The organism is Klebsiella michiganensis (genome assembly GCA_000963575.1).
Taxonomy (GTDB): domain Bacteria; phylum Pseudomonadota; class Gammaproteobacteria; order Enterobacterales; family Enterobacteriaceae; genus Cedecea; species Cedecea michiganensis_A.
Map to the genome: position 1 here is coordinate 273,259 of CP011077.1, position 23,782 is coordinate 297,040.

Here is a 23,782-nt window from a genome sequence, read left to right on the forward strand (position 1 = left end):
CTGATCACGCTGAATTTCTGGCTTCAGTAGATTGCGTTCTTCCTGGGTTCGTAAGAGCTACTAGTCCCTGCTTTACTCAAAAATACAGGCCAGCGCCCCGGTTTGAACATCGTGCGTAATATGCAGGGGTGTATTTATTGGGCTGTGGAAGAAGCGCTGGAAGAGGGCGCCTCTGTCCCGCGCGGCACCGGTTATTTTTAGTCTGTTACAGAGGCCGTATCGCCAAAAGCAAAAAAACCGCCATAGGCGGGTTCTTCTAAAGAGCGGTGCCCGGACTCGGCCAAAAACGTCAGTTCGATGGAGAGGCCGTATCGCCAAAAGCAAAAAACCAGCCCGTAGGCTGGTTCTTCTAAATAGTGGTGCCCGGACTCGGAATCGAACCAAGGACACGGGGATTTTCAATCCCCTGCTCTACCGACTGAGCTATCCGGGCAACGGGCCGCATTAAACCGTAAAGGCCGCCAGGCGTCAACGGCTTTGTCATAAAAATTACCTAAAACTATGCTGATTGCCTGCTTTTCAGTCAAAGGCAGCAAAAAGACGTGCTTCAGGTTAATGCCCCGCCGGTACGGCACAGCGCAAAGCGCAGAATATCTTCCGCAAGGGTTCTGGCCGTGTCGATATCAGTCTGACTGCGCTTCACCAATAGCTTGCTCAGGCAGCCTTCCAGCACCAGCTCCATTTGATGCGCGACCATTGTCGGGTCGTCCACTTCCATTTGCGTCAGCAGGTCGTGAGTGTACTCCCAGGCCGCTTTTTTCTGCTGGTCCGCCAGTTGATGAATCGGGTGCGCGGCATCGGGGTAGAAGGTGCAGGCGGCAATAAACAGGCAGCCGGGATAGCGCTGGTTGCTCTCGCATTCGGTCAGGGCGTGGTAGCGCTTCAGCAGCTTCTGCTCCGGCGTCAGCTCTTCGTCCAGCATCAATTGGCGCCGCCAAACATCCACCTGCGAGCTTAAGTAGCGCAGGGCGTCGTACAGCAGGGCTTCGCTGTCGGGCCAGAACTGGCGAACTTCAGCGAGGGGATAATCGGCTTCTTTCGCCACCATCTCCAGCGTCGTGCTGGCAATGCCTTCACGTTCAAGGACATGCAGGGCGTGCTCCAGAACTTCTTCGCGTTGCATGGGTTTCTCCTTACGTTTCCTAACGGATTTAAGTGTTGTTTACTGGCTACGATTGCGCAAATGCTCGCTGAACGCGGCGGCGGCCATAAAGCCCGTTACGCGGTCTGCCGGTTGTTCAACGCCGTTAGCATCAAAGAATAAAATGGTTGGCAGACCGAGCACCTGTAAATGCTTCAACAGGGCCTTGTCGTCCGCATTGTTTGCCGTGACATCGGCCTGGAGTAAAACGGTGCCAGACAGCGCTTTTTGTACCTGCGGATCGCTAAAGGTGTATTTCTCAAACTCTTTACACGCCACGCACCAGTCGGCATACAAATCGAGCATCACCGGTTTGCCTTTTGCAGCGGCCAGCGCGGCATCGAGCTGCTTGACGTTGGTTATTTTGTTAAAGCTGAGGTGAGGGTGTGCCTGAGCGGATGTCGGAGAGCCAAAAGCCCAGTCCTGCAGCGGACGAGCGGCGACCAGCGCGGCACCCAGCAGGATAATTTGCAGCATGCGGAGCCAAGGTTTCTTTGCCCCAAGACTGGTGATAAATGCCCAGCCGAAGAAGGCTACGCCCAGCAGGCTCCACAGCCTCAGCCCCCAGGTGTCGCCCAGCACACGTTCGAGCAGGAAGACCGGCAGCGCCAGTATCACAAAGCCAAAGGCCGTTTTGATGCTTTCCATCCACGGCCCGCTTTTCGGCAGCAGGCGATTGCCGAAAACGGTGATCAGGATTAGCGGCAGGCCCATGCCCAGCGCGTAAAGGTAAAGCGTGCCGCCGCCGAGCAACATATTTCCACTCTGCGCGATATACAGCAGGATGGCGCTAAGCGGCGCGGTAGTGCACGGCGAGCAGATAAGCCCGGCCAGCGCGCCCATGGCAAATACGCCGCCCGCTGAGCCGCCCTGCTGGCGGTTGCTCATTAGCGTCAGGCGCGTTTGCAGCGATGATGGCAGCTGCAGCGTGAACAGGCCGAACATTGAGGCGGCAAGCAAGATAAAGAGCACCGACAGGCCAATCAGCACGTATGGATGCTGTAGCGCCGCCTGGAACTGGAGTCCGGCGGCGGCAACCACCAGGCCGAGTGCGGTGTAGGTCACCGCCATGCCCTGCACGTAAATAAAGGCCAGCAGCAGCGCTCGGGCGGTGGACAGGCGTTGTTTACCGCCCAGCACGATGCCGGAGATGAGCGGATACATCGGCAGCACGCAGGGGGTGAAGGCGATACCAATGCCGATCAGGAAGGCCCATAGCGCGGAAAAGGGAAGCGACGCGGGGCTGGAGTGGTCTGTGCCCCTCTCCCCGGAAGGAGAGAGTGAGGAATCAACTGCAGAGTCGGATGGCGCCTGAGGGGCTACTGCACTCAACGGCACAACGCGTGTTTCCGGCGGATAGCAGAACCCAGCCTCGGCGCAGCCCTGATAGGTGACGCTGATAGACGCGCCTTTGCTGGCGGCGTTTACCGTAATGGGCAGGTTTAGCCGCTGGGTGAAGATCTCGGTTTTGCCGTAGAACTCATCTTCGTGCCAGGTGCCCCTGGGAATCGCCAGGGGGGCAATGTCCGCGCTGGCGGGCACCACTTTTATCTGCTGGCGGTAAAGGTAATAGCCGGGTTTTATCTGCCAGCCGAGCGTCAGCTTGTGTTCCGCCTGCTGAAAATCAAAGGCAAAGGCCTGGTCTACCGGGACAAACTGCGTTTTATTCTGGGCGTCAAACAGCCCGGCAAAGGCCTGCGAACTGCAAAGCAGCAGGACTAGCGTAATGATGCGTAAAGCCATGAGAGATATTCACTGTTTCCGTGTGCAACTGGCAGAACCAGCAGTTCAGGCGTTTGATAAGGGTGATGGGTCTTCAGGCAGGCAAGCAGGGCCTCCTGGTGCTCCACGTCGCTCTTGAGCAGCATTTGTACTTCGTACTCCTGCTCCAGTTTTCCCTCCCAGTAATAGAGCGAAGTCGCACCCGGCAGCAGCGTCACGCAGGAGGCAAGTTTTTCCGCCAGCGCTTTCGCGGCCAGATCCTGAGCGCTGGCTTCATCCGGGGCGGTACAGAGAACAACGACAGCCTGGGTCATCGACATCGCAAACCTCATTATGGGAGGAAACGGCATCGACTATAGCATGAGGAGGAGAAGACGGGCCGAATAACAACCCGTCTTTGAAGAGATTTACAGCAGCACGCTGCCGAACACAAAGCCGAAGCAGACCGCCAGCACTACGCCCATTGTGCCGGGAATGAAGAACGGATGGTTGAAGACAAACTTGCCGATGCGCGTGGTGCCGGTATCGTCCATCTGCACCGCAGCGACCAGGGTCGGGTAGGTTGGCAGAATAAACAGGCCAGAGACTGCGGCGAAGGAAGCCACGGCGGTTAGCGGTGAGACGTTGAGCGCCAGAGCCATCGGCATCAGCGCTTTAGCCGTTGCGGCCTGAGAGTAAAGCAGCGCCGAGGCAAAGAAGAAAATCACCGCCAGCAGCCACGGATGGCCCTGAATCACGCTACCTGCGGTTTCTTTGATCCAGTCAATATTGGCGGAAACGAAGGTATCGCCCAGCCATGCGACGCCCAGAATACAGATACAGGCGCTCATTCCGGCCTTGAAGGTACTGGAGCTAAGGATACTTTCGGTTTCCACACCGCAAATCACGGTGGTTAAGGTGGCGACCGACAGCATAATAATCAGGATCGCATTAGTGGTATTCATCAGCGGCGTAGCGACAAGGCCGAGACTTGGGCTGTTGATAATGGCGTAGATAACCACGCCAACCACGCCGAGCAGGAAGAGGTACACGGAAGTCTTCGCGCGAGGTTTAATCTCGATTTGCTTGTCGCCACGCAGCTCAATCAGGCCTTCTTCCAGGCGTTTGAGATAAACCGGATCGTTGGACAGCTTTGAGTCGAACAGGATGGAGACCAGGAACGACATCACCAGCACGGCCAGCAGCGTGGAGGGGATCACAACCGACAGCAACTGAATGTAGCTGATACCGTGGCCTTCCATCACCGATGACATGTAAACCACCGCGGCGGAAATTGGCGAAGCGGTAATGGCTATCTGAGCTGAAACCACCGCCGTCGAGAGTGGACGGCAGGGTTTGATACCTTGCTCCTTGGCCACTTCGGCAATCACCGGCAGTGTTGCCAGCGAGATGTTGCCGGTGCCGGCGAAAATGGTCAGAAACCAGGTCACCATTGGCGCAAGAATGGTGATGTATTTAGGGTTCTTGCGGAGCAGTTTCTCGGTTTGGTGAACGAGGTAATCGAGGCCTCCGGCGATTTGCATCGCTGAGATAGCCGCAATGACCGCCATAATGATGGAAATAACGTCGAAGGGAATATTGCCGGGTTTGACGCCTATCGCCGCGAGAACCAAAACCCCCAGTCCACCTGCGTAGCCAATACCTATCCCGCCAAGCCTTGCCCCCAGAAATATCGCTGCTAACACGATGATGAGCTCGATGACTATCATGGTCGCTTCCTTGATGTTTTAATGAGATGAAAATGAAATGTTGTGTTTTCGTATACCGTTAAAATGAAAAAGGCACGTCCGACTGGACGTGCCTTTTGGCGTTTATGCTGATGAATTATTGTTCGCTTTCATCGGTATAGCGCTTAGCTTTGTAGACCGGGTGCATCAGGTTGTGGACGGAGAAGATATCGTCCAGCTCGGCTTCGGTCAGCAGGCCGCGCTCCAGCACGACCTCGCGCACGCTCTTGCCGGTTTCCGCACAAATCTTGCCGACGATGTCGCCGTTGTGGTGACCAATGAACGGGTTCAGATAGGTCACGATGCCGATGGAGTTGTACACGTAGCTTTCACACACTTCTTTATTCGCGGTGATGCCGTTAATGCATTTTTCCAGCAGGTTGTAGCAGGCGTTGGTCAGGATATGGATTGATTCGAACATCGCCTGGCCAATGACCGGCTCCATCACGTTCAGCTGCAGCTGACCCGCTTCGGATGCCATGGTCACCGTGGTGTCGTTACCGATGACTTTGAAGCAAACCTGATTCACCACTTCCGGGACAACCGGGTTCACTTTGGCCGGCATGATAGAAGAACCGGCCTGCAGCTCTGGCAGGTTGATTTCGTTCAGGCCAGCGCGCGGGCCGGAAGAGAGCAGGCGCAGGTCGTTACAAATCTTGGACATTTTCACGGCCAGGCGCTTCAGGGAGCTGTGCACCATTACGTATGCGCCGCAGTCAGAGGTCGCTTCAATCAGGTCTTCTGCCGGCACACAGGCCAGGCCGCTGACTTCCGCCAGTTTCTGTACGGCCAACTGCTGGTAACCATCTGGCGTGTTGAGGCGGGTACCGATGGCGGTTGCGCCGAGGTTCACTTCCAGCAGCAGTTCAGCGGTGCGCAGCAGGTTTTTGGTTTCTTCAGTGAGCAACACGTTGAACGCGTGGAATTCCTGGCCGAGGGTCATTGGGACCGCATCCTGAAGCTGGGTACGGCCCATTTTCAGGATCTCAGAAAACTCAACCGCTTTACGCTGGAAGCCTTCGCCCAGTTGGTTGATAGCGTCGATCAGTTTCACGATGGAGGCGTAAACCGCGATGCGGAAGCCAGTCGGATAAGCATCGTTGGTGGACTGGCATTTGTTGACGTGGTCGTTCGGGTTCAGGAACTGGTATTCACCTTTCTGGTGGCCCATCAGTTCCAGACCGATGTTGGCGAGGACTTCGTTGGTGTTCATGTTGACCGAAGTACCGGCGCCACCCTGGTAGACGTCTACCGGGAACTGATCCATGCATTTGCCGTTGTTCAGGACTTCATCACAGGCCTGAATGATGGTGTTCGCGATGCTCTTAGGAATGGTTTGCAGTTCCTTGTTCGCCATTGCCGCCGCTTTTTTCACCATCACCATACCGCGTACAAATTCCGGTATGTCACTGATTTTACTGTTGCTAATGTAGAAGTTTTCAATCGCTCTCAGAGTATGAACGCCATAGTAGGCATCCGCTGGCACTTCCCTGGTACCCAACAAATCTTCTTCGATACGAATGTTATTTAACATGTGAACCTTCTTAGTAAAGCTGCAGATAAATGCACTGTTTTATTCACACACACGAAATGTGGTTGTGAGCTTAATAGGCCGACGATTATGTCCATATTCGACCGCGTTATCGTGATGATATGCTGATGATAGCGAAAAGCAGTAACCTGGATCACTTATTAAAAGCCGCCATGCATAACAATTATTAATATGTGATATAGGTCAATAGTTGAAAATTTCCAGAAAAAATTCACGTAATAAACATTGATCTTTGTCTACGGCGTCGCCATCTCCCCCCTACGCGTAATTGCTAATCTATTTTTTGCGAGACCATTAACAGGCTCGCCCGATGACAGGAGCGTATAGTGCGCTGGATCCCGCTTATTGCCGTTTTCCTCTATGTTTACATCGAAATTTCGCTGTTCATACAGGTGGCACACGTTCTGGGGGTCTTTATGACCCTGATTCTGGTCATTTTCACTTCGGTGATTGGCCTTTCTCTGGTGCGTAACCAGGGCTTTAAAAACTTGATGCTGATGCAGCAGAAGATGGCGACGGGCGAAAGCCCTGCGGCGGAGATGATCAAAAGCGTCTCGCTGATCATGGCCGGTATTTTGCTGCTGCTGCCGGGGTTCTTTACCGACTTCCTCGGCCTGCTGCTGCTGTTGCCGCCGGTGCAAAAGCACCTGACGCTGAAGCTGATGCCGCATTTGCGCTTCTCCCGCATGCCGGGCGGCGGTTTTAGCGCCGGCAATGAAGGGGGCAATACATTCGACGGTGAGTTCCAGCGTAAAGACGACGCGCCAAAGCGCCTCGACGACCAGCACCGGGACGATCGTTAAATTTTAGTTTTTTTTGTTTTCCCCCCTTGAAGGGGGGAAAGCGCATCCCCATTAATCAGGTCACCAGCTGATTCCCCCTGTGGGACGGCGTTACCTAACTATCTGATACTGACTTTCTCAAAGGAGAGCTATCAATGAGCATTCGTCCATTACATGATCGTGTCATCGTCAAGCGTAAAGAAGTTGAGTCCAAATCTGCGGGCGGCATCGTTCTGACTGGCTCCGCAGCGGGCAAATCAACTCGTGGCGAGATCATCGCTGTCGGTAAAGGCCGCATCCTGGAAAACGGTAGCGTGCAGCCGCTGGACGTGAAAGTGGGTGACATCGTTATCTTCAACGATGGCTACGGCGTGAAGTCCGAGAAAATCGACAACGAAGAAGTGCTGATCATGTCCGAAAGCGACATCCTGGCAATTGTTGAAGCGTAATTTGACGCACGAACCTGAACGAATTTGAGGAACAGAAGAAATGGCAGCTAAAGACGTAAAATTCGGTAACGACGCTCGTGTAAAAATGCTGCGCGGCGTTAACGTACTGGCAGATGCAGTGAAAGTTACCCTCGGTCCTAAAGGCCGTAACGTGGTTCTGGATAAATCTTTCGGTGCACCGACCATCACCAAAGATGGTGTTTCCGTTGCGCGTGAAATCGAGCTGGAAGACAAGTTCGAAAACATGGGCGCACAGATGGTGAAAGAAGTTGCCTCTAAAGCGAACGACGCTGCAGGCGACGGTACCACCACCGCAACCGTTCTGGCTCAGGCTATCATCACCGAAGGCCTGAAAGCCGTTGCTGCTGGCATGAACCCAATGGACCTGAAACGCGGTATCGATAAAGCCGTTGTTGCCGCAGTTGAAGAGCTGAAAGCGCTGTCCGTGCCGTGCTCTGACTCTAAAGCGATTGCTCAGGTTGGTACCATCTCCGCTAACTCCGACGAAACCGTAGGTAAACTGATCGCGGAAGCGATGGATAAAGTCGGTAAAGAAGGCGTTATCACCGTTGAAGACGGTACCGGTCTGGAAGACGAACTGGACGTGGTGGAAGGCATGCAGTTCGACCGCGGCTACCTGTCCCCATACTTCATCAACAAGCCAGAAACTGGCGCTGTTGAGCTGGAAAGCCCGTTCATCCTGCTGGCTGACAAAAAAATCTCCAACATCCGCGAAATGCTGCCAGTGCTGGAAGCCGTTGCGAAAGCAGGCAAACCGCTGGTTATCATCGCTGAAGATGTTGAAGGCGAAGCGCTGGCTACCCTGGTGGTTAACACCATGCGTGGCATCGTCAAAGTGGCTGCGGTTAAGGCACCGGGCTTCGGCGACCGCCGTAAAGCTATGCTGCAGGACATCGCTACCCTGACCGGCGGTACCGTTATCTCTGAAGAGATCGGTATGGAGCTGGAAAAAGCGACCCTGGAAGACCTCGGCCAGGCTAAACGTGTTGTGATCAACAAAGACACCACCACCATCATCGATGGCGTGGGTGAAGAAGCCGCTATTCAGGGCCGCGTTGGTCAGATCCGTAAGCAGATCGAAGAAGCAACTTCTGACTACGACCGTGAAAAACTGCAGGAACGCGTAGCGAAACTGGCTGGCGGCGTAGCGGTAATCAAAGTCGGTGCAGCTACCGAAGTTGAAATGAAAGAGAAAAAAGCTCGCGTCGACGATGCCCTGCACGCTACCCGTGCTGCGGTGGAAGAAGGCGTGGTTGCCGGTGGTGGCGTAGCGCTGGTTCGCGTTGCTGCTAAACTGGCTGGCCTGACCGCTCAGAACGAAGACCAGAACGTAGGTATCAAAGTTGCGCTGCGCGCGATGGAAGCTCCTCTGCGTCAGATCGTTTCCAACGCCGGTGAAGAGCCATCCGTTGTCACCAACGCGGTGAAAGCGGGCGAAGGTAACTACGGTTACAACGCGGCGACTGAAGAATACGGCAACATGATCGACTTCGGTATCCTGGACCCAACCAAAGTAACCCGTTCTGCTCTGCAGTACGCGGCTTCCGTTGCGGGCCTGATGATCACTACCGAGTGCATGGTAACCGACCTGCCTAAAGGCGATGCACCTGACTTAGGCGCTGCTGGTGGTATGGGCGGCATGGGCGGCATGGGTGGCATGGGCGGTATGATGTAATTCGCCTTAGCACCTTGTGTTAAAGAAACCCTCAGTCAGAAATGTCTGGGGGTTTTTTCTTTTGTTCACAGTCTGGTATAAGTGCTTACCGGGCGATAACGGCTCAATACCTTGATTACGGGGAATAACATGCGCATGAAAGTCTCATCAGGAGTGGTTGTGGCAGCGCTGCTGCTGGCAGGATGTAGCACGGGCAATCAGCTTAGCTCCGGCGGCCAGAGCGTTCGTTTTGTAGAGGATAAACCGGGTAGTGAATGCCGTCTGTTAGGCACCGCCACCGGTGAACAGAGCAACTGGCTGTCTGGCCAGCACGGTGATGAGGGCGGCTCTATGCGCGGCGCGGCGAATGCACTGCGTAACAATGCGGCCGAAATGGGCGGCAACGTGCTGTACGGCGTGAGCAGCCCAACCCAGACTCTGCTCTCGAGCTTTGCGCCAACGGCCAGCCAAATGACCGGTCAGGTTTATAAGTGCCCGAACTGATCCAGTAAGTATTCCCCTCACCCCGGCCCTCTCCCTCAGGGAGAGGGAGAAAAACGGAAGTGCTCTTGCTGATAGAGATCGGGGAAAGCTACACGGTTCCCTTTCATCTGGTAAGGGATAAAGCCGTGGGCTTTTTCTGTAGTCGAAGGTAGCACTACACGGTTGCCTCTCCCGGGGGGAGGATTAGGGTGAGGGCGCTATGCTCTCACTTCTGCCGCAATTGCAAATCCAGCGGCGTCTTGCTCGGTTCCCCGCCTATTTCTCTCGCCAGCTTCGGCACCATATAGCCAGAAACCAGCGTCAGCAGCTCTCGCATAATCGCCCGGGCTTCTTCGTCTTCCACCATAAAATGTGCCGCACCCTGCACTCTGTCGAGTACGTGCAGGTAATACGGCATCACGCCTGCATCAAATAATGCATTGCTCAGATTGGCCAGCGTTGGCGCGCTGTCGTTCACGCCGCGCAGCAGCACGCTTTGGTTGAGCAGCGTCACACCCGCCTGGCGTAGCTTTGCCATAGCCAGGCGGAAATCGTCGCCAATTTCCTGGGCATGGTTAATATGGTTAACCAGCAGCACCTGAAGCGATGAGCGGGCGATTCTTGCCGCCAGCCCGTCGGTAACACGCGCCGGGATAACTATCGGCAGGCGGCTATGAATGCGCAGACGCTTGATATGAGGAATGGCTTCGAGCTCGCTCATCAGCCAGTCCAGTTCGTGATCTTTGGCCATCAGCGGGTCGCCGCCGGAGAAGATAATTTCGTCCAGCTCAGGATGTTCGCTGATATACGCCAGCGCCGTTTGCCAGTTGCGTTTGTTACCCTGGTTGTCGGCATACGGGAAGTGACGACGGAAACAGTAGCGGCAGTTTACGGCGCAGCCGCCTTTCACCAGCAGCAAGGCGCGGTTACGGTACTTGTGGAGCAAGCCTGGGACAACGCTGTGCTGTTCCTCCAGCGGGTCCGTCGTGAAGCCTGGGGCGGCTACGAACTCCTGTTTTGCCGTCAGTACCTGGCGCAGCAGCGGGTCGTTAGGGTTGCCTTTTTCCATACGCGCGACGAAAGCGCGAGGAACTCGCAGGGCAAAAAGACGCCTCGCTTCACGCCCGGCGAGCAGTTCTTCATCGTCGGCTACATTTAAAATGTGCAGCAGTTCATCAGGATCGGTTATAACATCGGCAAGTTGCGTTAACCAATCTTCTCTGTGAGGGGGATTTAGGGTTACAATGTGTGCCATTTTTTTGGCTAAGCTACCAGTTAACAAATTCAGAGGGCCTTATGGCGACTTATTCTAGCAACGATTTCCGTGCCGGTCTTAAAATCATGATGGATGGCGAACCGTACGCGGTTGAAGCCAGCGAATTCGTAAAACCGGGCAAGGGTCAGGCGTTCGCGCGCGTTAAGCTGCGTCGTCTGCTGACCGGTACCCGCGTTGAGAAAACCTTCAAGTCTACCGACTCTGCAGAAGGCGCTGACGTTGTCGATATGAACCTGACTTACCTGTACAACGACGGTGAGTTCTACCACTTCATGAACAACCAAACCTTCGAGCAGCTGGCTGCGGACGAAAAAGCCGTTGGCGAAAACGCTAAATGGCTGCTGGACCAGGCTGAGTGCATCGTTACCCTGTGGAACGGTCAGCCAATCTCCGTCACCCCACCAAACTTCGTTGAGCTGGAAATCGTTGAAACCGATCCAGGTCTGAAAGGCGACACCGCAGGGACCGGCGGCAAGCCAGCTACCCTGAGCACCGGCGCTGTGGTTAAAGTTCCGTTGTTCGTACAGATCGGCGAAGTCATCAAAGTTGACACCCGTTCTGGTGAATACGTTTCTCGCGTGAAGTAATTCTCGTGAAGGTTCGCGGCGCGGTGCCTGAGGCTCGCGCCGCCGCTTTCTCAGGGCAGGGAAGATGACCCCTTTGCTGAAACAGATTCTTATTATCTCGCTGCTGGCCGCTGCGCTGTCGGGGTGTAATACCACGCGTGGATTCGGCGAAGATCTGCAGCACCTCGGCGGCGCCATCGAGCGCGCAGCCAATAAATAATAGCCTCCAGTTATCCGAAATCGCCTCGCTTTTCCTTCGTTGCTCAATTTTTTAGCTATGCTTAACGAGCTATACACAAACAACATAGGTATAAGGAAAAGCTCATGATTAAGAAAGCCATTGCTGCGTTTTTCTCTCTCGTCGTTCTTTCATCCTTGTTGACCGCCTGTAATACGACACGCGGCGTGGGCGAGGATATTCAAAGCGGCGGTAAAGCTATTTCTGGTGCAGCAGCAAAAGCACAGGAATAATGTTCTTCGGTACGGTACTTGTGCCGTACCGTTATTCTAAAACGGCTTCAGGGATATTTAAGAAAAGCGAGAGTCTATTGTCAGCCCCTAATTTCAACCTAATGTTGCGCTTATAGGTGTAAACTGTTTTCACGCTTATATTCATTACTCTGGCGATATATTCATTATTCGCTTCCTCCTTCCAGAGTTTTAATATTCTTTCTTCGCGTAATGTCAGTAACGGCGTAATATGACGCTTCACTTCACGGAATGGTGGGCGAGTCGCAATAGTCTGCTGAATTAATGCTGTTAGCGCCGACAATGATAATGACTTATCCCAAATATCGGTGGTGCCTTGTGTCGCGCAGTACTCGGCAATGGTAGGGTGTTGTCCGCTTTGCAGGAGCAACAGGCGTGTTGTATCGCCACAGGCAGAATAAATAGTCGAAAGCTGCTGGATATTATGCAATGCGGTTGAGAAGCTGTTGAAATCGGCTATCACCATATTAGGCTGCCATTTAATAATTTTTTCCCGAGCGAGAAGCAAACTGTCGGTCTCTGAAATACTCACTGCCGTAGCCAGATTATTTTTCTGATTGAGCAAGTGCGTCAGTCCCTGACGGCTGAAGTAACACCTATCAACCAATAATATTTTATACATTTTCACGCTTCACGTTAATCATTACTGCGGCGTTTGCAGGCTGGCAAACCACGTTTTATCATATGAATAAATTTGGCAAAATGAATCACGGAAATGCGCGCGAATTCGCTGTCAATTCCAGGCTTAGCAAAGCCCGGTAAGTGAAACGATTATTTCACTGAATGGCATCTGGATACGGATTTTCAGGTAGCCGTTTGGGTGCTAAAATCGCCTTCTCACCTAAGCCTTACGGGACGACCCGCAAGCGCATCTCACAACGGGGACGGCCCCATTTCTACTGGAGCTGTTATGGCCTGGATCGTTCTGTTTGTTGCTGGATTACTGGAAGTTGTTTGGGCAGTAGGGCTTAAATATACCCACGGCTTTAGCCGTCTGTGGCCTAGCGTTATCACCATCGTCGCGATGGTTGTCAGCATGGCTTTGCTCGCCTGGGCAATGAAAACGCTGCCCACCGGCACCGCCTATGCGGTGTGGACCGGGATAGGTGCCGTTGGCGCGGCTATTACCGGGATTCTGCTGCTGGGAGAGTCGGCTAACCCGATGCGTCTGGCTAGCCTGGCTCTGATTGTGGTTGGGATCGTTGGCCTGAAACTTTCCACGCACTAACTGCCTGGTTGTTTCACCCAAATCAATTTATCCACCGCAAAGCCCTGACGTGCGGCGGTGGCTAATAACTGTTGCTTAAGATCGGGGCTGATGGTTGGCGTGCGGGACAGGATCCACAGATAGCTGAGGTCTGGTCCGCACACCAGCGCATGGCGGTAGTCTTTATCCAGTGCAATAACGTTATAGCCACCGTAGAACGGGCCAAAGAAGGATACTTTTAGCGCGGCGACGCTCGGGTCCCCGGTGAAGTAAGCCTTCCCTTCGGCCTGTTGCCACATCTGCCTGTCCGGATTAAACCCGCGGTTTATCACGCGCAGGCCGCCGTCATCCATAAAACTGTAGGTGGCCGTCACCTGATTCAGGCCGCTTTCAAAGCTATGGTCCATCCGGGCGATTTCATACCATGTGCCGATAAAACGTTTTGCCTCGAAGTTTTGTACGACCGTGACGTTGGGGGGAGGGGTTGGGGTGCTACAGGAGACAACGAATAATGCGACCGCAAGCGCGGTGACAGCTGGCCAAATGCGCATAGCAGATTCCTTCCAGGTTTTTTTGCTAAGTGTAGATGGCGGCAGGAAATAAAGTGTGAGCGAAGCCGGAAATAATAAGACCTGCGTAAAGCAGGTCGTTGTTATCTCTATTTCAGCGCTTCAAGAATGGCGTAAGCAGCTTTTACTCGCTCGGTATTCGGGTAACTTTTGTTTGCCAGCATCACGATGCCAAGCTGTTTCTCCGGAATAAAGGCCACGTAGCTACCAAAGCCGCCCGTAGAACCGGTTTTATGCACCCATGAGGCTTTGACCTTAGAGACCGGCGGCTCAATAAGCGTTGCGGGATGCGGGGCCAGGGCGACCTTGTTGTCGCTGCCGTCAATGACCGTTTTCGCCTTCACCGGCCAGTTCAGCATCTCCCAGCCAAGCCCCTGATACATGCTGCCCACCCGCCAGTAGTGTGACTGAGCGAGCTGAATACCCTGAGCTAACGTTTTGTCTTCCAGGCGATCGGGAGCCATGTTCGCCTGCACCCAATGGGCCATATCTTCGATGCTGGATTTCACGCCATAGGCTTCCGCATCCAGCATGCCCGGCGAGACCCGCACGGCTTTACCATCCCGGTAGCCCCAGGCGTAGTGGCTTTCTTCCGTGGCCGGAACGTTAATCCAGGTATGCGTAAGGCTCAGCGGCTCAAAGACGCGTTTTGACATCGCCTGTTCAAAGCTCATCCCTGACGGCTTCACCATCAAGGCACCAAATAGCCCGATGCTCGCGTTGGCGTAGAGGCGCTGCGTGCCCGGTGCCCATTGCGGTTGCCAGTCCTGGTAGAACTTAAGCAGTGCCTCACTGTTGGTCACGCTGTCCGGCACCTGCAGCGGCAGGCCTCCGGCGGTGTAGGTGGCAAGCTGAAGCAGGGTGATCCCCTTCCACTGGTCGCCATTCAGCTCAGGCCAGTATTTTTGCGCCGGATCGCTAAGGCTAACCTCGCCGCGAGCCAAAGCATCTCCGCCCAGCACGCCGGTAAAGGTTTTACTGACCGAGCCCAGTTCAAACAACGTTTGCTGCGTTACCGGCACATTGCGCTGTACGTCGGCTTTTCCCCAGGTGAAATACAGCGGGTAGCCTTTGTAGATAACGGCCACCGCCATGCCAGGGATCGCCTGCTCTTTCATTAGCGGGGCAATAGTGCGGTTCACGAGCCTTTCAATCTGCGGTGCAGTCAGTTCTTTTTGTGCGGCAAAGCTTGAGCATGAGGCGGCGAGCAGCAGCGTCAGGCAAAGGGATTTTTTCATGATGGATAACCTTCCTTAGAGAGAATGATAGCAGTCCGGGCCCGTCAGACGAGGCAAGTTTGTTGGATTTGACACCCGATGACAAACGATTAAATTTGGCATTAGGTTTAAGATTTTCTAACAGGTATTGTCATGACCCGGAGCTATATCCCGCTTAACTCTCTGCGTGCGTTTGAAGCCGCCGCCAGGCATCTTAGCTTTACCCATGCCGCCATTGAGCTGAATGTCACTCACTCCGCCATCAGTCAGCAGGTGAAAGCGCTGGAAGAACATCTGCATTGTCAGCTGTTTGTGCGCGTTTCTCGCGGATTAATGTTGACCACGGAAGGTGAAAATCTGTTACCTGTCCTAAACGATTCATTTGACCGCATTGCCGGGGTACTGGATCGCTTTTCCGGCACGCAGGCGAGAGAAAAACTGAAGCTAGGCGTGGTGGGTACTTTCGCGACGGGCTTTCTGCTGCCGCGCCTTGAGGCGTTTCGTCGGCGCTATCCGCATATCGATCTTCAGCTTTCGACGCACAACAACCGGGTGGATCCGGCGGCAGAGGGGCTGGACTATACGGTGCGATTTGGCAGCGGAGCCTGGCACGGGACGGACGCGATATACCTGTGTGACGCCCCGCTGTCACCGCTTTGCTCTCCGGCGCTGGCCGCTGAATTGCAGACACCGAAGGATGTACTGAACGCCACGCTGCTGCGCTCCTACAGGCGTGACGAATGGGCCGCGTGGCTACAGGCTGCCGGTGAAGCACCGCCATCGCCAACGCATCTGGTGATGGTTTTTGATTCCTCGATAACCATGCTCGAAGCCGCGCAGGCCGGAGCAGGGGTTGCCCTTGCCCCGGTGAATATGTTCACCCACTTGCTGAACAGCGAGCGGATTGTGCGCCCGTTTGAGACAGAAATCAGTCTGGGCAGCTACTGGCTGACAAAGCTGCAGTCCAGGCCGGAAACGCCTGCCATGCGCGACTTCTCCGGCTGGTTAGCCGGAGAGTGTGAGAAAGCGTAGGGCCTGGTTACCCGGCCCCGACAAGTTAGTTGACCAGCCCAAACAGGTCGTTAAGCGCTTCGCTCATGGTGGGATGCGTGAAGATTTGGTCGCGTAGCGTGGTGTAGGGCAGCCCGGCATCCATTACCGTTTTAATCAGGTTAATTATCTCATGAGAGTCAGGGCAGAGCAGCGACGCGCCGAGGATCTCCTGCGTTGAGGTGTCCACGATGGCTTTGAGCATGCCGCGCGTGTCGCCCATGACTCGAGCCCTCGGAATTGCCGCCGCGGGAAGCGTAACTACCTGAACGGGTTTACCACAGGCCAGGGCTTGTGCCTCGGTCAGGCCAATGCGCGACTGCGGGGGCGTCATAAACACTGAATAAGGGACATTTTTCCTGTCCCCGGTATTGCGTTTACCTTCGCCCAGCAGGCTGTCACGCACGATGCGGAAGTCATCCAGCGAGATATAAGTAAACTGCAGTCCCCCGGTCACGTCCCCCAACGCCCAGATGTTGTCCGCCGAGGTACGCAGGTATTTATTCACCACGATGGCACCGCGAGCATCGACATCAACCCCGGCGTTTTTCAGATTCAGAGGGTCCGTGGCGGGTTTTCGCCCCGAGGCAACCAGCAGCGCGTCAACCTTGTGGAGACTATCACTGGTATGCAAGTGCACGGTGTTGTCATGCGATTCAACGCGCTGAACGTGTGCGTTGAGGATCAGCTCCACGCCTTGTTGCCGCAGTATATTGGCGATGGCGGCGGCTACGTCACGATCTTCTCGCGGCAAGAAATCGGCTGCGGCTTCGAATAGTGTGACCTTGCTGCCAAAGCCTGCAAACATTGAGGCAAACTCAACCCCGATGTAGCCGCCACCCAAAATACCGAGATGAGGCGGAAGGGTGGTCAGATTAAGCAACCCGGTGCTGTCATACACGCCTGGCGTCGTGGTCAGGCCGTCAATCGGCGGCAGAACGGACTGCGCCCCGGTATTGATAAATATTTTCTCGCCGCGCAGTTCAATCGTTTCACCGTTTTGCATCACGCGCACCCTGTGCTGGTCGACAAACTCCGCGTGGCCGTCGATAACGTCCACATTGTCCAGGTCGGCCAGCAAACGGTAGTTTTTGTCGCGCAGGAAGCTGACGACCGAGAACTTACGCGCGATGGCTGTCGTAAAGTCCTGGTGGCGTTCCGCGTCATGAACCAGCGTTTTGGTTGGAATGCAGCCAATGTTAATACAGGTGCCGCCGTACATTGTGGGCGATTGTTCGATGATGGCGACTTTCCAGTTTTGTTTTGCCAGGGTTGCCGCCAGGGTTTTCCCCGCTTTACCGAAGCCAATGATGATTGCCTGATACGTTTGCATGGGTGTTCTCCGTCAGTGAGCCAGTCATTGTGTGGGCGATCTCTATTCTGCTCTAATGGCGGGAACGTGGTTTCTTCAGGTATCTTTAAATCCTGTCTTATCGTCTGATTTGCTGGGGTGGATAATGGATGCTCTCAGTCAGTTGCTGGCGTTCAGCGACCCGCAGGGCTCGATTGATAAAAATTGCCTGCTAAGTGCGGGCTGGAGCCTGCCTCATGCGGCGGGTTCTCTGGCGACCATTCGCTGGCATACCGTTACGCAAGGTGCCGCGTGGCTGGAGTTGCCTTCCGGAGAGACATTCACGCTGCTTCCCGGGCAGGTCATTGTGCTGACACAAAACTCCGCGCACCGGCTGCGGCAGAAAGGACCGGGAGAGACCTGGGTCGTTTGCGGCAGCCTGCAATTATCTTCGGCTTCCCGCCATTTTTTGACGGCGCTGCCCGAAGCTCTGCGGATGGCACCCGAACAAGGCAGCCCCGAACACACATGGCTGCTGGCGGCCGTTGCGCTGCTGCAACAAGAGGCGGAAAAGCCACAGGCTGGTATGGCGGCGGTATGTAGCCAGCAATGTGCCACGATGATCGCGCTGGGTCTGCGCCAGTGGTTGCGCACCCATGCGCAGGATAAAAGCCAGTTGAGCCTGCTGCTGCATCCGCGACTGGGTGCGGCAGTGCAAAGCATGTTGAATGCGCCGCAAATGCCCTGGACTGTGGCCTCGCTGGCTGAGCAAGTGCATATGTCCCGCGCCAGTTTTGCGCTGCTATTTCGCGAAGTGAGCGGGACCACACCGCTGGCGGTACTCACCCGCATAAGGCTGCAAATTTCCGCGCAGCAACTCTCCCGGGAAGCAAGCTCGGTTATCGCCATCGCTGATGCCGTGGGCTACGCCAGCGAATCGTCTTTCCATAAGGCTTTTATGCGAGAATTTGGCTGCACGCCAGGGGAATACAGAAAGAGGGTGAGGGCGCTGGAGACGGAATAAAAAAGCCCGCGCGATGGCGGGCTCATTTGTGTGCCGAGGGCTTAGAGCGTCAGCAGGCCAATAATGGTCACCACCGTCAGAATGGCAGCGAGACCGTAGAACACCCATTTCCCGGCCGGAACGTGGATCTTCAGGTCGTGCATCGCATGGTGGATGCGGTGCAGGCCACACCACAGCGGCAGCACAATCATCAGCAGCAGGAACAGGCGGCCAATCCAGCTGTGGGCGAAGGCATAAACGCGGTCAAAGCTCAGCGCATCGCCCGGGAACAGGCCGAGCGGCAGCATGATACCGACCAGCAGCACGATAACCGGTGCGAAAATCGCCCCCCACATACCGCCTGCGCCAAACAGGCCCCAGAATACCGGCTCGTCGGAACGTTTTGGATTTTGGTTAATCACCTCAGCCTCCTTACCAGAACAGTGCTACAAGCAGCACAACGACAGTCACCAGCGCAGTGACGACCCACAATCCCTTGATGACCGGCTCCGGTCCCATTTTCTCGCCCTTAACGATGACGTTAGCGGCCTTCGGTGCCAGCTCAAACCAGGTTTTGGTGTGCAGCACGGCGGCGGCCAGGGTAACGAGATTGAGGATGATCACCACCGGGTTTTGCAGGAAACCCACAAACCCCGCCCAGCCTTCTACACCGTGTTTTAGCGAGAAAAGGCCGTAAATCAGCACGATGCTGAACCAGACTGTCGGAACCGAAGTGCCTTCACGCAGCATATAAAAACGGTAGAAGCCCAGTTGCCGCCACCAGGTTGGCGCCATGGGGCGGACATAAGGCTTACGTTTCGTGGTCATGGTGCACTCCTTAGCGTGGTTTCAGGGTGGCAATCAAAAAGTCTTTCGAGCTTTCGACTTTGCCCTGCTGGATGGCCGCGGCCGGATCGACGTGTTTTGGACAAACTTCGGAGCAGTAGCCGACAAAGGTGCAGCTCCACACGCCATTTTGCCCGTTGAGCTGCGGCATACGCTGTTTCTTGCCGTGGTCACGGTTGTCCAGGTTGTAACGGTGAGCGAGAGTAATCGCCGCCGGGCCGATAAACTCAGGGTTGAGGCCAAACTGTGGGCAGGCGGCATAGCACAGCCCGCAGTTGATGCAGCCGGAGAACTGATGGTATTTCGCCATCTGCGCGGGCGTCTGCTTGTTTGGCCCCTGATCCGGCGTGCGGGTGTTGCCGATAATATAAGGCTTAATCGACTCCAGGCTTTCGATGAAGTGGGTCATGTCGACCACTAAATCACGCTCAATCGGGAAGTTAGCCAGGGCTTCAACTTTGATGCCGTTGGTGTATTCGCGCAGGAAGGTTTTACAGGCAAGCTTCGGCACTTTGTTGACCATCATGCCGCAGGAGCCGCAAATCGCCATGCGGCACGACCAGCGGTAGCTGAGGTCAGGCGCGAGGTTATCTTTGATATAACCCAGCCCGTCCAGCAGCGAGGTTTGCTCGTCAAACGGCACCTCGTAGATTGCGCTATGCGGCTTGCTGTCCGTTTCCGGGTTGTAGCGCACAATCTCAATCTTCAGGGTTTGCATCTCAGCCATTTGCCTTCTCCTTTTTCTCAGCATCTTCCGCTTCAGCGCCATAGACGCGTTTCGCTGGCGGCAGCGTGGTGATCTTCACATCGCTATAGTCGAGGCGCGTGGTGCCGTCGGCGTCGCGGAAGGCCAGAGTATGTTTAAGGAAGTTGACGTCATCGCGTTCGGTGTAGCCTTCGTCCAGGCGCTGGTGGGCACCGCGTGATTCTTTGCGCGCGAGGGCGGAGTGCGCCATACATTCGGCAACGTTCAGGCCGTGACCCAGTTCAATGGTGTACAGCAGGTCGGTATTGAAGACGCTGGAGGTGTCGGTAATGCGCACGCGCTTGAAGCGTTCCTGCAGCTCCGCCAGCTTGTCGACGGTTTTTTGCATTAATTCCGTGGTGCGGTAAATCCCGCAGCCTTCCTCCATGGAAAGCCCCATCTCGTCGCGAATTTTCGACCAGCTCTCGTTGCCTTCCTGGTTGACCAACTGCTTCAGGCGGCCTTCAACATCGGCTGCCTGGGCGTTCAGCGCGGCATCATTCGCGGGCTGCGCTTGTGCGGCGCGCTCCATTGCCTGTTCACCCGCCAGGCGGCCAAAGACCACCAGTTCTGCCAGCGAGTTAGAGCCCAGGCGGTTGGCGCCGTGCAGGCCAACGGAGGAACATTCGCCCACCGCGAACAGCCCTTTAATACGGGTTTCACACTGGGTGTCAGTCTCGATGCCGCCCATGGTGTAGTGCGCCGTTGGGCGAACCGGGATCGGCTCTTTGACCGGGTCAACGCCCACGTAGGCTTTGGCCAGTTCGCAGATAAACGGCAGGCGCTCAAGCAGCTTTTTCTCGCCGAGGTGGCGCAGGTCGAGGTAAACCACGTCCCCGCGTGGGGTGGAAATGGTGTTGCCTTTGCGCCACTCGTGCCAGAAGGCCTGAGAGACTTTGTCGCGCGGGCCGAGCTCCATGTATTTGTTCTTCGGCTCGCCGAGCGGAGTTTCCGGCCCCATGCCGTAATCCTGCAGGTATCGATAGCCGTTTTTGTTCACCAGAATACCGCCTTCGCCGCGGCAGCCTTCGGTCATCAGGATGCCGGAACCCGGTAACCCGGTTGGGTGGTATTGCACAAATTCCATGTCGCGCAGCGGCACGCCGTGGCTCAGCGCCATGCCCATGCCGTCACCGGTGACGATACCGCCGTTGGTGTTGTAGCGATAGACACGCCCGGCGCCGCCGGTGGCCATCACCACCGCGTTGGCGCGGATCTGTACCAGCTCGCCTTCCATCATGTTCATGGCGACGACGCCGCGCGCCTGGCCGTCATCGACCAGAATATCGAGCACGAAGTGTTCGTCGAAGCGTTGAATTTGTGGGAACTGAAGAGAAGTCTGGAACAGCGTGTGGAGCATATGGAAGCCGGTTTTGTCGGCGGCGAACCAGGTACGTTCAATCTTCATCCCGCCGAAGCGCCTGACGTTGACGCTGCCGTCCGGACGGCGGCTCCACGGGCAACCCCACTGCTCAAGCTGGGTCATTTCGGTGGGGCAATGGTGAACGAAGTAGTCAACCACATCCTGTTCACACAGCCAGTCGCCTCCGGCTACGGTGTCGTGAAAATGGTAGTCGAAGCTGTCGTGATCCTGCGCGACGGCTGCGGAACCCCCTTCGGCGGCAACCGTGTGGCTGCGCATTGGGTAGACTTTGGAAATCAGAGCGATTTTTGCCTGTGGATTAGCCTGGGCCGCCGCAATGGCTGCTCGTAGGCCTGCTCCGCCGGCGCCTATAATGGCGAGATCGGCTTGAAAGGTTTGCACGACATTCCTCCAGATTTTAGTAATTCGCAAAGCTATACGACCAAAGGGTATTCACGGCCTGAAAGGCGGTGGCTGCGAAAGGTGTATCCCTGCTCCTTTTTAGGTAGATGAAGTATAACCGGAGGGATTTTAGGGAAATTTGATTTGTTCGATTTTTTTGCTGATCTACAGGTCGATTAATTACTGCTGTTAATGAATCTCGTCACAAAAATGAATGCTTAAATGGTGTAATGCGAAGACAAAGCGGCGAAAAATAGTCGTCTGTTTTTCGGTTGTTGCGGCCCCGGCTGGAGCACAGAATCTTTCCCATTCTATAAAGGCAGGGGAAGAAAATGAGTTTTAGGCAGATGCATTATCAGCGTACGCCATTGTTGCTGGCTAACGTTTGGGACGTCGCCAGCGCTCAGGCGGCGCAGGCGGCGGGGTATCAGGCGCTGGGTACCTCAAGTGCGGCAATCGCCGACATGCTGGGCTACACGGATGGTGAGGAGATGCCATTTTCTGCACTCCTGGATCTGGTGGCCCGCATACGTGAGCGCGTCAATTTGCCGCTCTCTGTCGATATGGAGGCCGGTTACGGGGAAGATATCGAAACGGTGGTGCGCCAGGCGATTCATCTGGCAGAACTGGGTGTTGTCGGCATTAACCTTGAGGACAGCAAAGTTGAACTGCGGGAACGTCGTTTACTGGATGCCGAACGCTTTGCTGCCCGCTTGAGTGCGTTAAAAGCAGGGCTGGATGCCGCGAAAACACCGCTGTTTATCAATGCCAGAACCGATGTTTTTTTGCTTGGTGAGCAGGATGCACTGAATAAAACTCTCGCCCGCGGCAGGCTATATCAACAGGCGGGGGCTGACGGCTTCTTTGTACCCTGCGTGACCGTGCCGGAAGACATCCAGACGATTGCCAGCGTGGTTGATCTGCCGCTGAATGTTATGTGCATGCCGGGTCTGCCCGACTTTACTCAACTGGCGGCACTTGGGGTAAAACGTTTATCGATGGGGAATTTTGTGCACGCAGCCCTTAACCGCAAGTTACAGCATCTGTTGTTTAACCTTCTCCGACAGGGCTCATTTGACGAGGTCTTTGCCGATGAAAATCCTTGATGCTGCGCAGTGCGATACCTGGTACGAGGCGCTGGTGGCGCGTTCTACTGAGCATGTTGGCGTTTTTTTCGTGGGTGTAAAAACCACCGGCGTGTTCTGCATTTCCAACTGTCGCGCCCGTAAACCTAAGCGGGATAACGTTGAATTTTATGACGATTTCAAGTCCGCGCTTCACGCGGGCTTTCGTCCCTGCAAGATTTGCCGTCCTACCGAAAACGCATTCTCTGCCCCACCGATAGTCGAGCAGGCTATTGGTCTTTTCAGAGCGAGCAGTGAGCACCGGGTCAGCGATGGTGAACTTCGCCAGCATAACATCAGCCCCGAACGTCTCCGCCGCTGGTTTGTGCAACACCACGGGATGACTTTCCAGGCCTGGCAGAGAATGCTGCGCGTAAATATGGCGCTGCAGGAACTCAGGCGTGGGAAAAGTGCTACGGATGCGGCGTTTAGCAGCGGCTACGATTCGCTGAGCGGGTTTGGCTATACCTGCAAAAAACTCACTGGCGATGCCCCCAGCCGGGCGGCAAACATCATCGTCATTCATCGTTTTACCACGCCCATCGGCCCGATGTTCGTGTGTGCCACAGAGCAGGGCGTCTGCCTGCTGGAGTTTGTTGACCGGCGTGCGCTGGAGCGTGAATTCGACGATCTGCAGGCGCGGCTCAACGCCCGCATCATCGCCGGGGAAAACGATCACACGCGGCAGGCGGAGAAAGAGATCGGTGAATACTTTGCCGGAAAAAGGCAGCAGTTCACCCTTTCACTGCATACGCCGGGCAGCGCATTCCAGCAGAAAGTCTGGCAGCAGCTTGATACCGTGCCTTATGGAGAAACCTCCCACTATCAGGCGCTGGCGATAAAAATAGAAAATCCCGATGCCGTGCGCGCGGTGGCGGGTGCTAACGGTGCCAACCGGGTGGCGATTGTGATCCCTTGCCATAGAATTATCGGTAAAAACGGGACCATGACGGGATACGGCGGCGGAATTGCGCGGAAAAAATGGCTGTTGGAGCATGAGAAAAAATTTGCCTAACCCTGGTCGCAAAACGCTCGAAATAAAATTCTCTGCGCAAAATTTGTCTCCTTTCTGTGATGCGGGTAGACTTCTCGGCCTTGCATAA

The 23,782-nt window shown here is 55.2% G+C and carries 26 protein-coding genes and 1 tRNA gene; 12 read left to right on the forward strand and 15 right to left on the reverse strand.

The window, feature by feature from the left end:
• Window positions 1–357: 357 nt before the first annotated feature.
• The 6 genes from VW41_01250 to aspA all read right to left on the reverse strand — a co-directional run bounded on the left by VW41_01250 (window position 358) and on the right by aspA (window position 6,124).
• A tRNA-Phe gene (locus VW41_01250) sits at window positions 358–433 on the reverse strand.
• A 114-nt stretch (window positions 434–547) separates the two neighbouring features.
• Window positions 548–1,123 (reverse strand): transcriptional regulator, encoded by a 576-nt coding sequence (locus VW41_01255; protein ID AJZ87767.1) that lies wholly within the window; start codon window positions 1,121–1,123, stop codon window positions 548–550.
• Window positions 1,124–1,162: 39 nt separating this feature from the next.
• Window positions 1,163–2,884, reverse strand: coding sequence for a thiol:disulfide interchange protein precursor (dipZ, locus tag VW41_01260; GenBank protein AJZ87768.1), 1,722 nt, complete (start codon window positions 2,882–2,884; stop codon window positions 1,163–1,165).
• Window positions 2,860–3,183, reverse strand: coding sequence for a cation tolerance protein CutA (locus tag VW41_01265; GenBank protein ID AJZ87769.1), 324 nt, complete (start codon window positions 3,181–3,183; stop codon window positions 2,860–2,862). The genes dipZ and VW41_01265 overlap by 25 nt, the downstream gene beginning before the upstream one ends.
• An 87-nt stretch (window positions 3,184–3,270) precedes the next feature.
• Complete coding sequence (locus tag VW41_01270; protein AJZ87770.1) at window positions 3,271–4,572, reverse strand: C4-dicarboxylate transporter; 1,302 nt, start codon at window positions 4,570–4,572, stop codon at window positions 3,271–3,273.
• A gap of 115 nt (window positions 4,573–4,687) precedes the next feature.
• Window positions 4,688–6,124, reverse strand: a complete 1,437-nt coding sequence (gene aspA / locus VW41_01275) for an aspartate ammonia-lyase (protein ID AJZ87771.1) — start codon at window positions 6,122–6,124, stop codon at window positions 4,688–4,690.
• Between the two features lie 344 nt (window positions 6,125–6,468).
• Here aspA and fxsA point away from each other — a divergent pair, with 344 nt between their 5' ends.
• The 4 genes from fxsA (at window position 6,469) to VW41_01295 (ending at window position 9,552) form a co-directional block, all read left to right on the forward strand.
• Window positions 6,469–6,945 carry a phage T7 F exclusion suppressor FxsA gene (gene fxsA, locus VW41_01280; protein ID AJZ87772.1) on the forward strand — a complete coding sequence of 159 codons (477 nt, stop codon included), beginning with the start codon at window positions 6,469–6,471 and terminating at the stop codon, window positions 6,943–6,945.
• 134 nt (window positions 6,946–7,079) lie between these two features.
• Window positions 7,080–7,373 carry a molecular chaperone GroES gene (gene groES / locus VW41_01285; GenBank protein AJZ87773.1) on the forward strand — a complete coding sequence of 98 codons (294 nt, stop codon included), beginning with the start codon at window positions 7,080–7,082 and terminating at the stop codon, window positions 7,371–7,373.
• Between the two features lie 40 nt (window positions 7,374–7,413).
• The gene (gene groEL, locus VW41_01290) at window positions 7,414–9,069 is read left to right on the forward strand and encodes a molecular chaperone GroEL (protein AJZ87774.1); all 1,656 of its coding nucleotides are present in this window, start codon (window positions 7,414–7,416) and stop codon (window positions 9,067–9,069) included.
• Window positions 9,070–9,198: 129 nt separating this feature from the next.
• Window positions 9,199–9,552 (forward strand): membrane protein, encoded by a 354-nt coding sequence (locus tag VW41_01295; GenBank protein ID AJZ87775.1) that lies wholly within the window; start codon window positions 9,199–9,201, stop codon window positions 9,550–9,552.
• 205 nt (window positions 9,553–9,757) lie between these two features.
• Here VW41_01295 and VW41_01300 read toward each other — a convergent pair whose 3' ends face one another.
• Entirely contained in the window at window positions 9,758–10,786 is a 1,029-nt protein-coding gene (locus VW41_01300; protein AJZ87776.1) for a lysine 2,3-aminomutase, read from the reverse strand.
• Window positions 10,787–10,827: 41 nt separating this feature from the next.
• Between VW41_01300 and VW41_01305 the strand changes: the two genes are divergently transcribed.
• The 3 genes from VW41_01305 (at window position 10,828) to VW41_01315 (ending at window position 11,844) form a co-directional block, all read left to right on the forward strand.
• Window positions 10,828–11,394 carry an elongation factor P gene (locus tag VW41_01305; GenBank protein AJZ87777.1) on the forward strand — a complete coding sequence of 189 codons (567 nt, stop codon included), beginning with the start codon at window positions 10,828–10,830 and terminating at the stop codon, window positions 11,392–11,394.
• 73 nt (window positions 11,395–11,467) lie between these two features.
• Window positions 11,468–11,593: an entericidin A gene (locus VW41_01310; protein ID AJZ91816.1), complete on the forward strand. Its 126-nt coding sequence runs from the start codon at window positions 11,468–11,470 to the stop codon at window positions 11,591–11,593.
• A gap of 104 nt (window positions 11,594–11,697) precedes the next feature.
• Window positions 11,698–11,844 carry an entericidin B membrane lipoprotein gene (locus tag VW41_01315; GenBank protein ID AJZ87778.1) on the forward strand — a complete coding sequence of 49 codons (147 nt, stop codon included), beginning with the start codon at window positions 11,698–11,700 and terminating at the stop codon, window positions 11,842–11,844.
• A 31-nt stretch (window positions 11,845–11,875) separates the two neighbouring features.
• Here the strand turns inward: VW41_01315 and VW41_01320 are convergent, their stop codons facing one another.
• Entirely contained in the window at window positions 11,876–12,484 is a 609-nt protein-coding gene (locus tag VW41_01320) for a transcriptional regulator (GenBank protein ID AJZ87779.1), read from the reverse strand.
• 288 nt (window positions 12,485–12,772) lie between these two features.
• Between VW41_01320 and VW41_01325 the strand changes: the two genes are divergently transcribed.
• A complete protein-coding gene (locus VW41_01325) occupies window positions 12,773–13,090 on the forward strand; it encodes a multidrug transporter (GenBank protein AJZ87780.1) in 318 nt (105 codons plus the stop codon).
• On the opposite strand, the gene VW41_01330 is transcribed toward VW41_01325, so the two are convergent.
• Both VW41_01330 and VW41_01335 read right to left on the reverse strand, forming a co-directional pair.
• Window positions 13,087–13,620 (reverse strand): membrane protein, encoded by a 534-nt coding sequence (locus VW41_01330; protein AJZ87781.1) that lies wholly within the window; start codon window positions 13,618–13,620, stop codon window positions 13,087–13,089. The genes VW41_01325 and VW41_01330 overlap by 4 nt on opposite strands.
• A 107-nt stretch (window positions 13,621–13,727) precedes the next feature.
• Window positions 13,728–14,876 carry a beta-lactamase gene (locus VW41_01335; GenBank protein ID AJZ87782.1) on the reverse strand — a complete coding sequence of 383 codons (1,149 nt, stop codon included), beginning with the start codon at window positions 14,874–14,876 and terminating at the stop codon, window positions 13,728–13,730.
• A 132-nt stretch (window positions 14,877–15,008) separates the two neighbouring features.
• On the opposite strand from VW41_01335, the gene VW41_01340 reads away from it, so the two are divergent.
• A complete protein-coding gene (locus tag VW41_01340; protein AJZ87783.1) occupies window positions 15,009–15,887 on the forward strand; it encodes a LysR family transcriptional regulator in 879 nt (292 codons plus the stop codon).
• A gap of 25 nt (window positions 15,888–15,912) precedes the next feature.
• Here VW41_01340 and VW41_01345 read toward each other — a convergent pair whose 3' ends face one another.
• Entirely contained in the window at window positions 15,913–17,238 is a 1,326-nt protein-coding gene (locus VW41_01345) for a pyridine nucleotide-disulfide oxidoreductase (GenBank protein ID AJZ87784.1), read from the reverse strand.
• Window positions 17,239–17,362: 124 nt separating this feature from the next.
• On the opposite strand from VW41_01345, the gene VW41_01350 reads away from it, so the two are divergent.
• A complete protein-coding gene (locus tag VW41_01350) occupies window positions 17,363–18,220 on the forward strand; it encodes an AraC family transcriptional regulator (protein ID AJZ87785.1) in 858 nt (285 codons plus the stop codon).
• Window positions 18,221–18,261: 41 nt separating this feature from the next.
• On the opposite strand, the gene VW41_01355 is transcribed toward VW41_01350, so the two are convergent.
• The 4 genes from VW41_01355 to VW41_01370 are packed head-to-tail and all read right to left on the reverse strand — an operon-like array spanning window position 18,262 to window position 21,555.
• Complete coding sequence (locus VW41_01355) at window positions 18,262–18,621, reverse strand: fumarate reductase (GenBank protein AJZ87786.1); 360 nt, start codon at window positions 18,619–18,621, stop codon at window positions 18,262–18,264.
• A 10-nt stretch (window positions 18,622–18,631) separates the two neighbouring features.
• On the reverse strand, window positions 18,632–19,027 hold the full coding sequence (locus tag VW41_01360; protein ID AJZ87787.1) for a fumarate reductase: 396 nt from the start codon (window positions 19,025–19,027) through the stop codon (window positions 18,632–18,634).
• 10 nt (window positions 19,028–19,037) lie between these two features.
• Window positions 19,038–19,772, reverse strand: a complete 735-nt coding sequence (locus VW41_01365) for a fumarate reductase (protein ID AJZ87788.1) — start codon at window positions 19,770–19,772, stop codon at window positions 19,038–19,040.
• Entirely contained in the window at window positions 19,765–21,555 is a 1,791-nt protein-coding gene (locus VW41_01370) for a fumarate reductase (protein AJZ87789.1), read from the reverse strand. Before VW41_01370 ends, VW41_01365 begins: the two co-directional genes overlap by 8 nt.
• A 332-nt stretch (window positions 21,556–21,887) precedes the next feature.
• On the opposite strand from VW41_01370, the gene VW41_01375 reads away from it, so the two are divergent.
• Window positions 21,888–22,661 (forward strand): carboxyvinyl-carboxyphosphonate phosphorylmutase, encoded by a 774-nt coding sequence (locus VW41_01375; protein ID AJZ87790.1) that lies wholly within the window; start codon window positions 21,888–21,890, stop codon window positions 22,659–22,661.
• Window positions 22,648–23,694, forward strand: a complete 1,047-nt coding sequence (locus VW41_01380) for an XRE family transcriptional regulator (GenBank protein ID AJZ87791.1) — start codon at window positions 22,648–22,650, stop codon at window positions 23,692–23,694. The genes VW41_01375 and VW41_01380 overlap by 14 nt, the downstream gene beginning before the upstream one ends.
• Window positions 23,695–23,782: the final 88 nt, after the last annotated feature.

Bases quoted from the DNA above. Each gene is read 5' to 3' on its own strand.
- VW41_01255 (AJZ87767.1), bottom strand. From the start codon at position 1,123: ATGCAACGCGAAGAAGTTCTGGAGCACGCCCTGCATGTCCTTGAACGT.
- dipZ (AJZ87768.1), bottom strand. From the start codon at position 2,884: ATGGCTTTACGCATCATTACGCTAGTCCTGCTGCTTTGCAGTTCGCAG.
- VW41_01265 (AJZ87769.1), bottom strand. From the start codon at position 3,183: ATGTCGATGACCCAGGCTGTCGTTGTTCTCTGTACCGCCCCGGATGAA.
- VW41_01270 (AJZ87770.1), bottom strand. From the start codon at position 4,572: ATGATAGTCATCGAGCTCATCATCGTGTTAGCAGCGATATTTCTGGGG.
- aspA (AJZ87771.1), bottom strand. From the start codon at position 6,124: ATGTTAAATAACATTCGTATCGAAGAAGATTTGTTGGGTACCAGGGAA.
- groES (AJZ87773.1), top strand. From the start codon at position 7,080: ATGAGCATTCGTCCATTACATGATCGTGTCATCGTCAAGCGTAAAGAA.
- groEL (AJZ87774.1), top strand. From the start codon at position 7,414: ATGGCAGCTAAAGACGTAAAATTCGGTAACGACGCTCGTGTAAAAATG.
- VW41_01295 (AJZ87775.1), top strand. From the start codon at position 9,199: ATGCGCATGAAAGTCTCATCAGGAGTGGTTGTGGCAGCGCTGCTGCTG.
- VW41_01300 (AJZ87776.1), bottom strand. From the start codon at position 10,786: ATGGCACACATTGTAACCCTAAATCCCCCTCACAGAGAAGATTGGTTA.
- VW41_01305 (AJZ87777.1), top strand. From the start codon at position 10,828: ATGGCGACTTATTCTAGCAACGATTTCCGTGCCGGTCTTAAAATCATG.
- VW41_01315 (AJZ87778.1), top strand. From the start codon at position 11,698: ATGATTAAGAAAGCCATTGCTGCGTTTTTCTCTCTCGTCGTTCTTTCA.
- VW41_01320 (AJZ87779.1), bottom strand. From the start codon at position 12,484: ATGTATAAAATATTATTGGTTGATAGGTGTTACTTCAGCCGTCAGGGA.
- VW41_01325 (AJZ87780.1), top strand. From the start codon at position 12,773: ATGGCCTGGATCGTTCTGTTTGTTGCTGGATTACTGGAAGTTGTTTGG.
- VW41_01330 (AJZ87781.1), bottom strand. From the start codon at position 13,620: ATGCGCATTTGGCCAGCTGTCACCGCGCTTGCGGTCGCATTATTCGTT.
- VW41_01335 (AJZ87782.1), bottom strand. From the start codon at position 14,876: ATGAAAAAATCCCTTTGCCTGACGCTGCTGCTCGCCGCCTCATGCTCA.
- VW41_01340 (AJZ87783.1), top strand. From the start codon at position 15,009: ATGACCCGGAGCTATATCCCGCTTAACTCTCTGCGTGCGTTTGAAGCC.
- VW41_01345 (AJZ87784.1), bottom strand. From the start codon at position 17,238: ATGCAAACGTATCAGGCAATCATCATTGGCTTCGGTAAAGCGGGGAAA.
- VW41_01350 (AJZ87785.1), top strand. From the start codon at position 17,363: ATGGATGCTCTCAGTCAGTTGCTGGCGTTCAGCGACCCGCAGGGCTCG.
- VW41_01360 (AJZ87787.1), bottom strand. From the start codon at position 19,027: ATGACCACGAAACGTAAGCCTTATGTCCGCCCCATGGCGCCAACCTGG.
- VW41_01365 (AJZ87788.1), bottom strand. From the start codon at position 19,772: ATGGCTGAGATGCAAACCCTGAAGATTGAGATTGTGCGCTACAACCCG.
- VW41_01375 (AJZ87790.1), top strand. From the start codon at position 21,888: ATGAGTTTTAGGCAGATGCATTATCAGCGTACGCCATTGTTGCTGGCT.
- VW41_01380 (AJZ87791.1), top strand. From the start codon at position 22,648: ATGAAAATCCTTGATGCTGCGCAGTGCGATACCTGGTACGAGGCGCTG.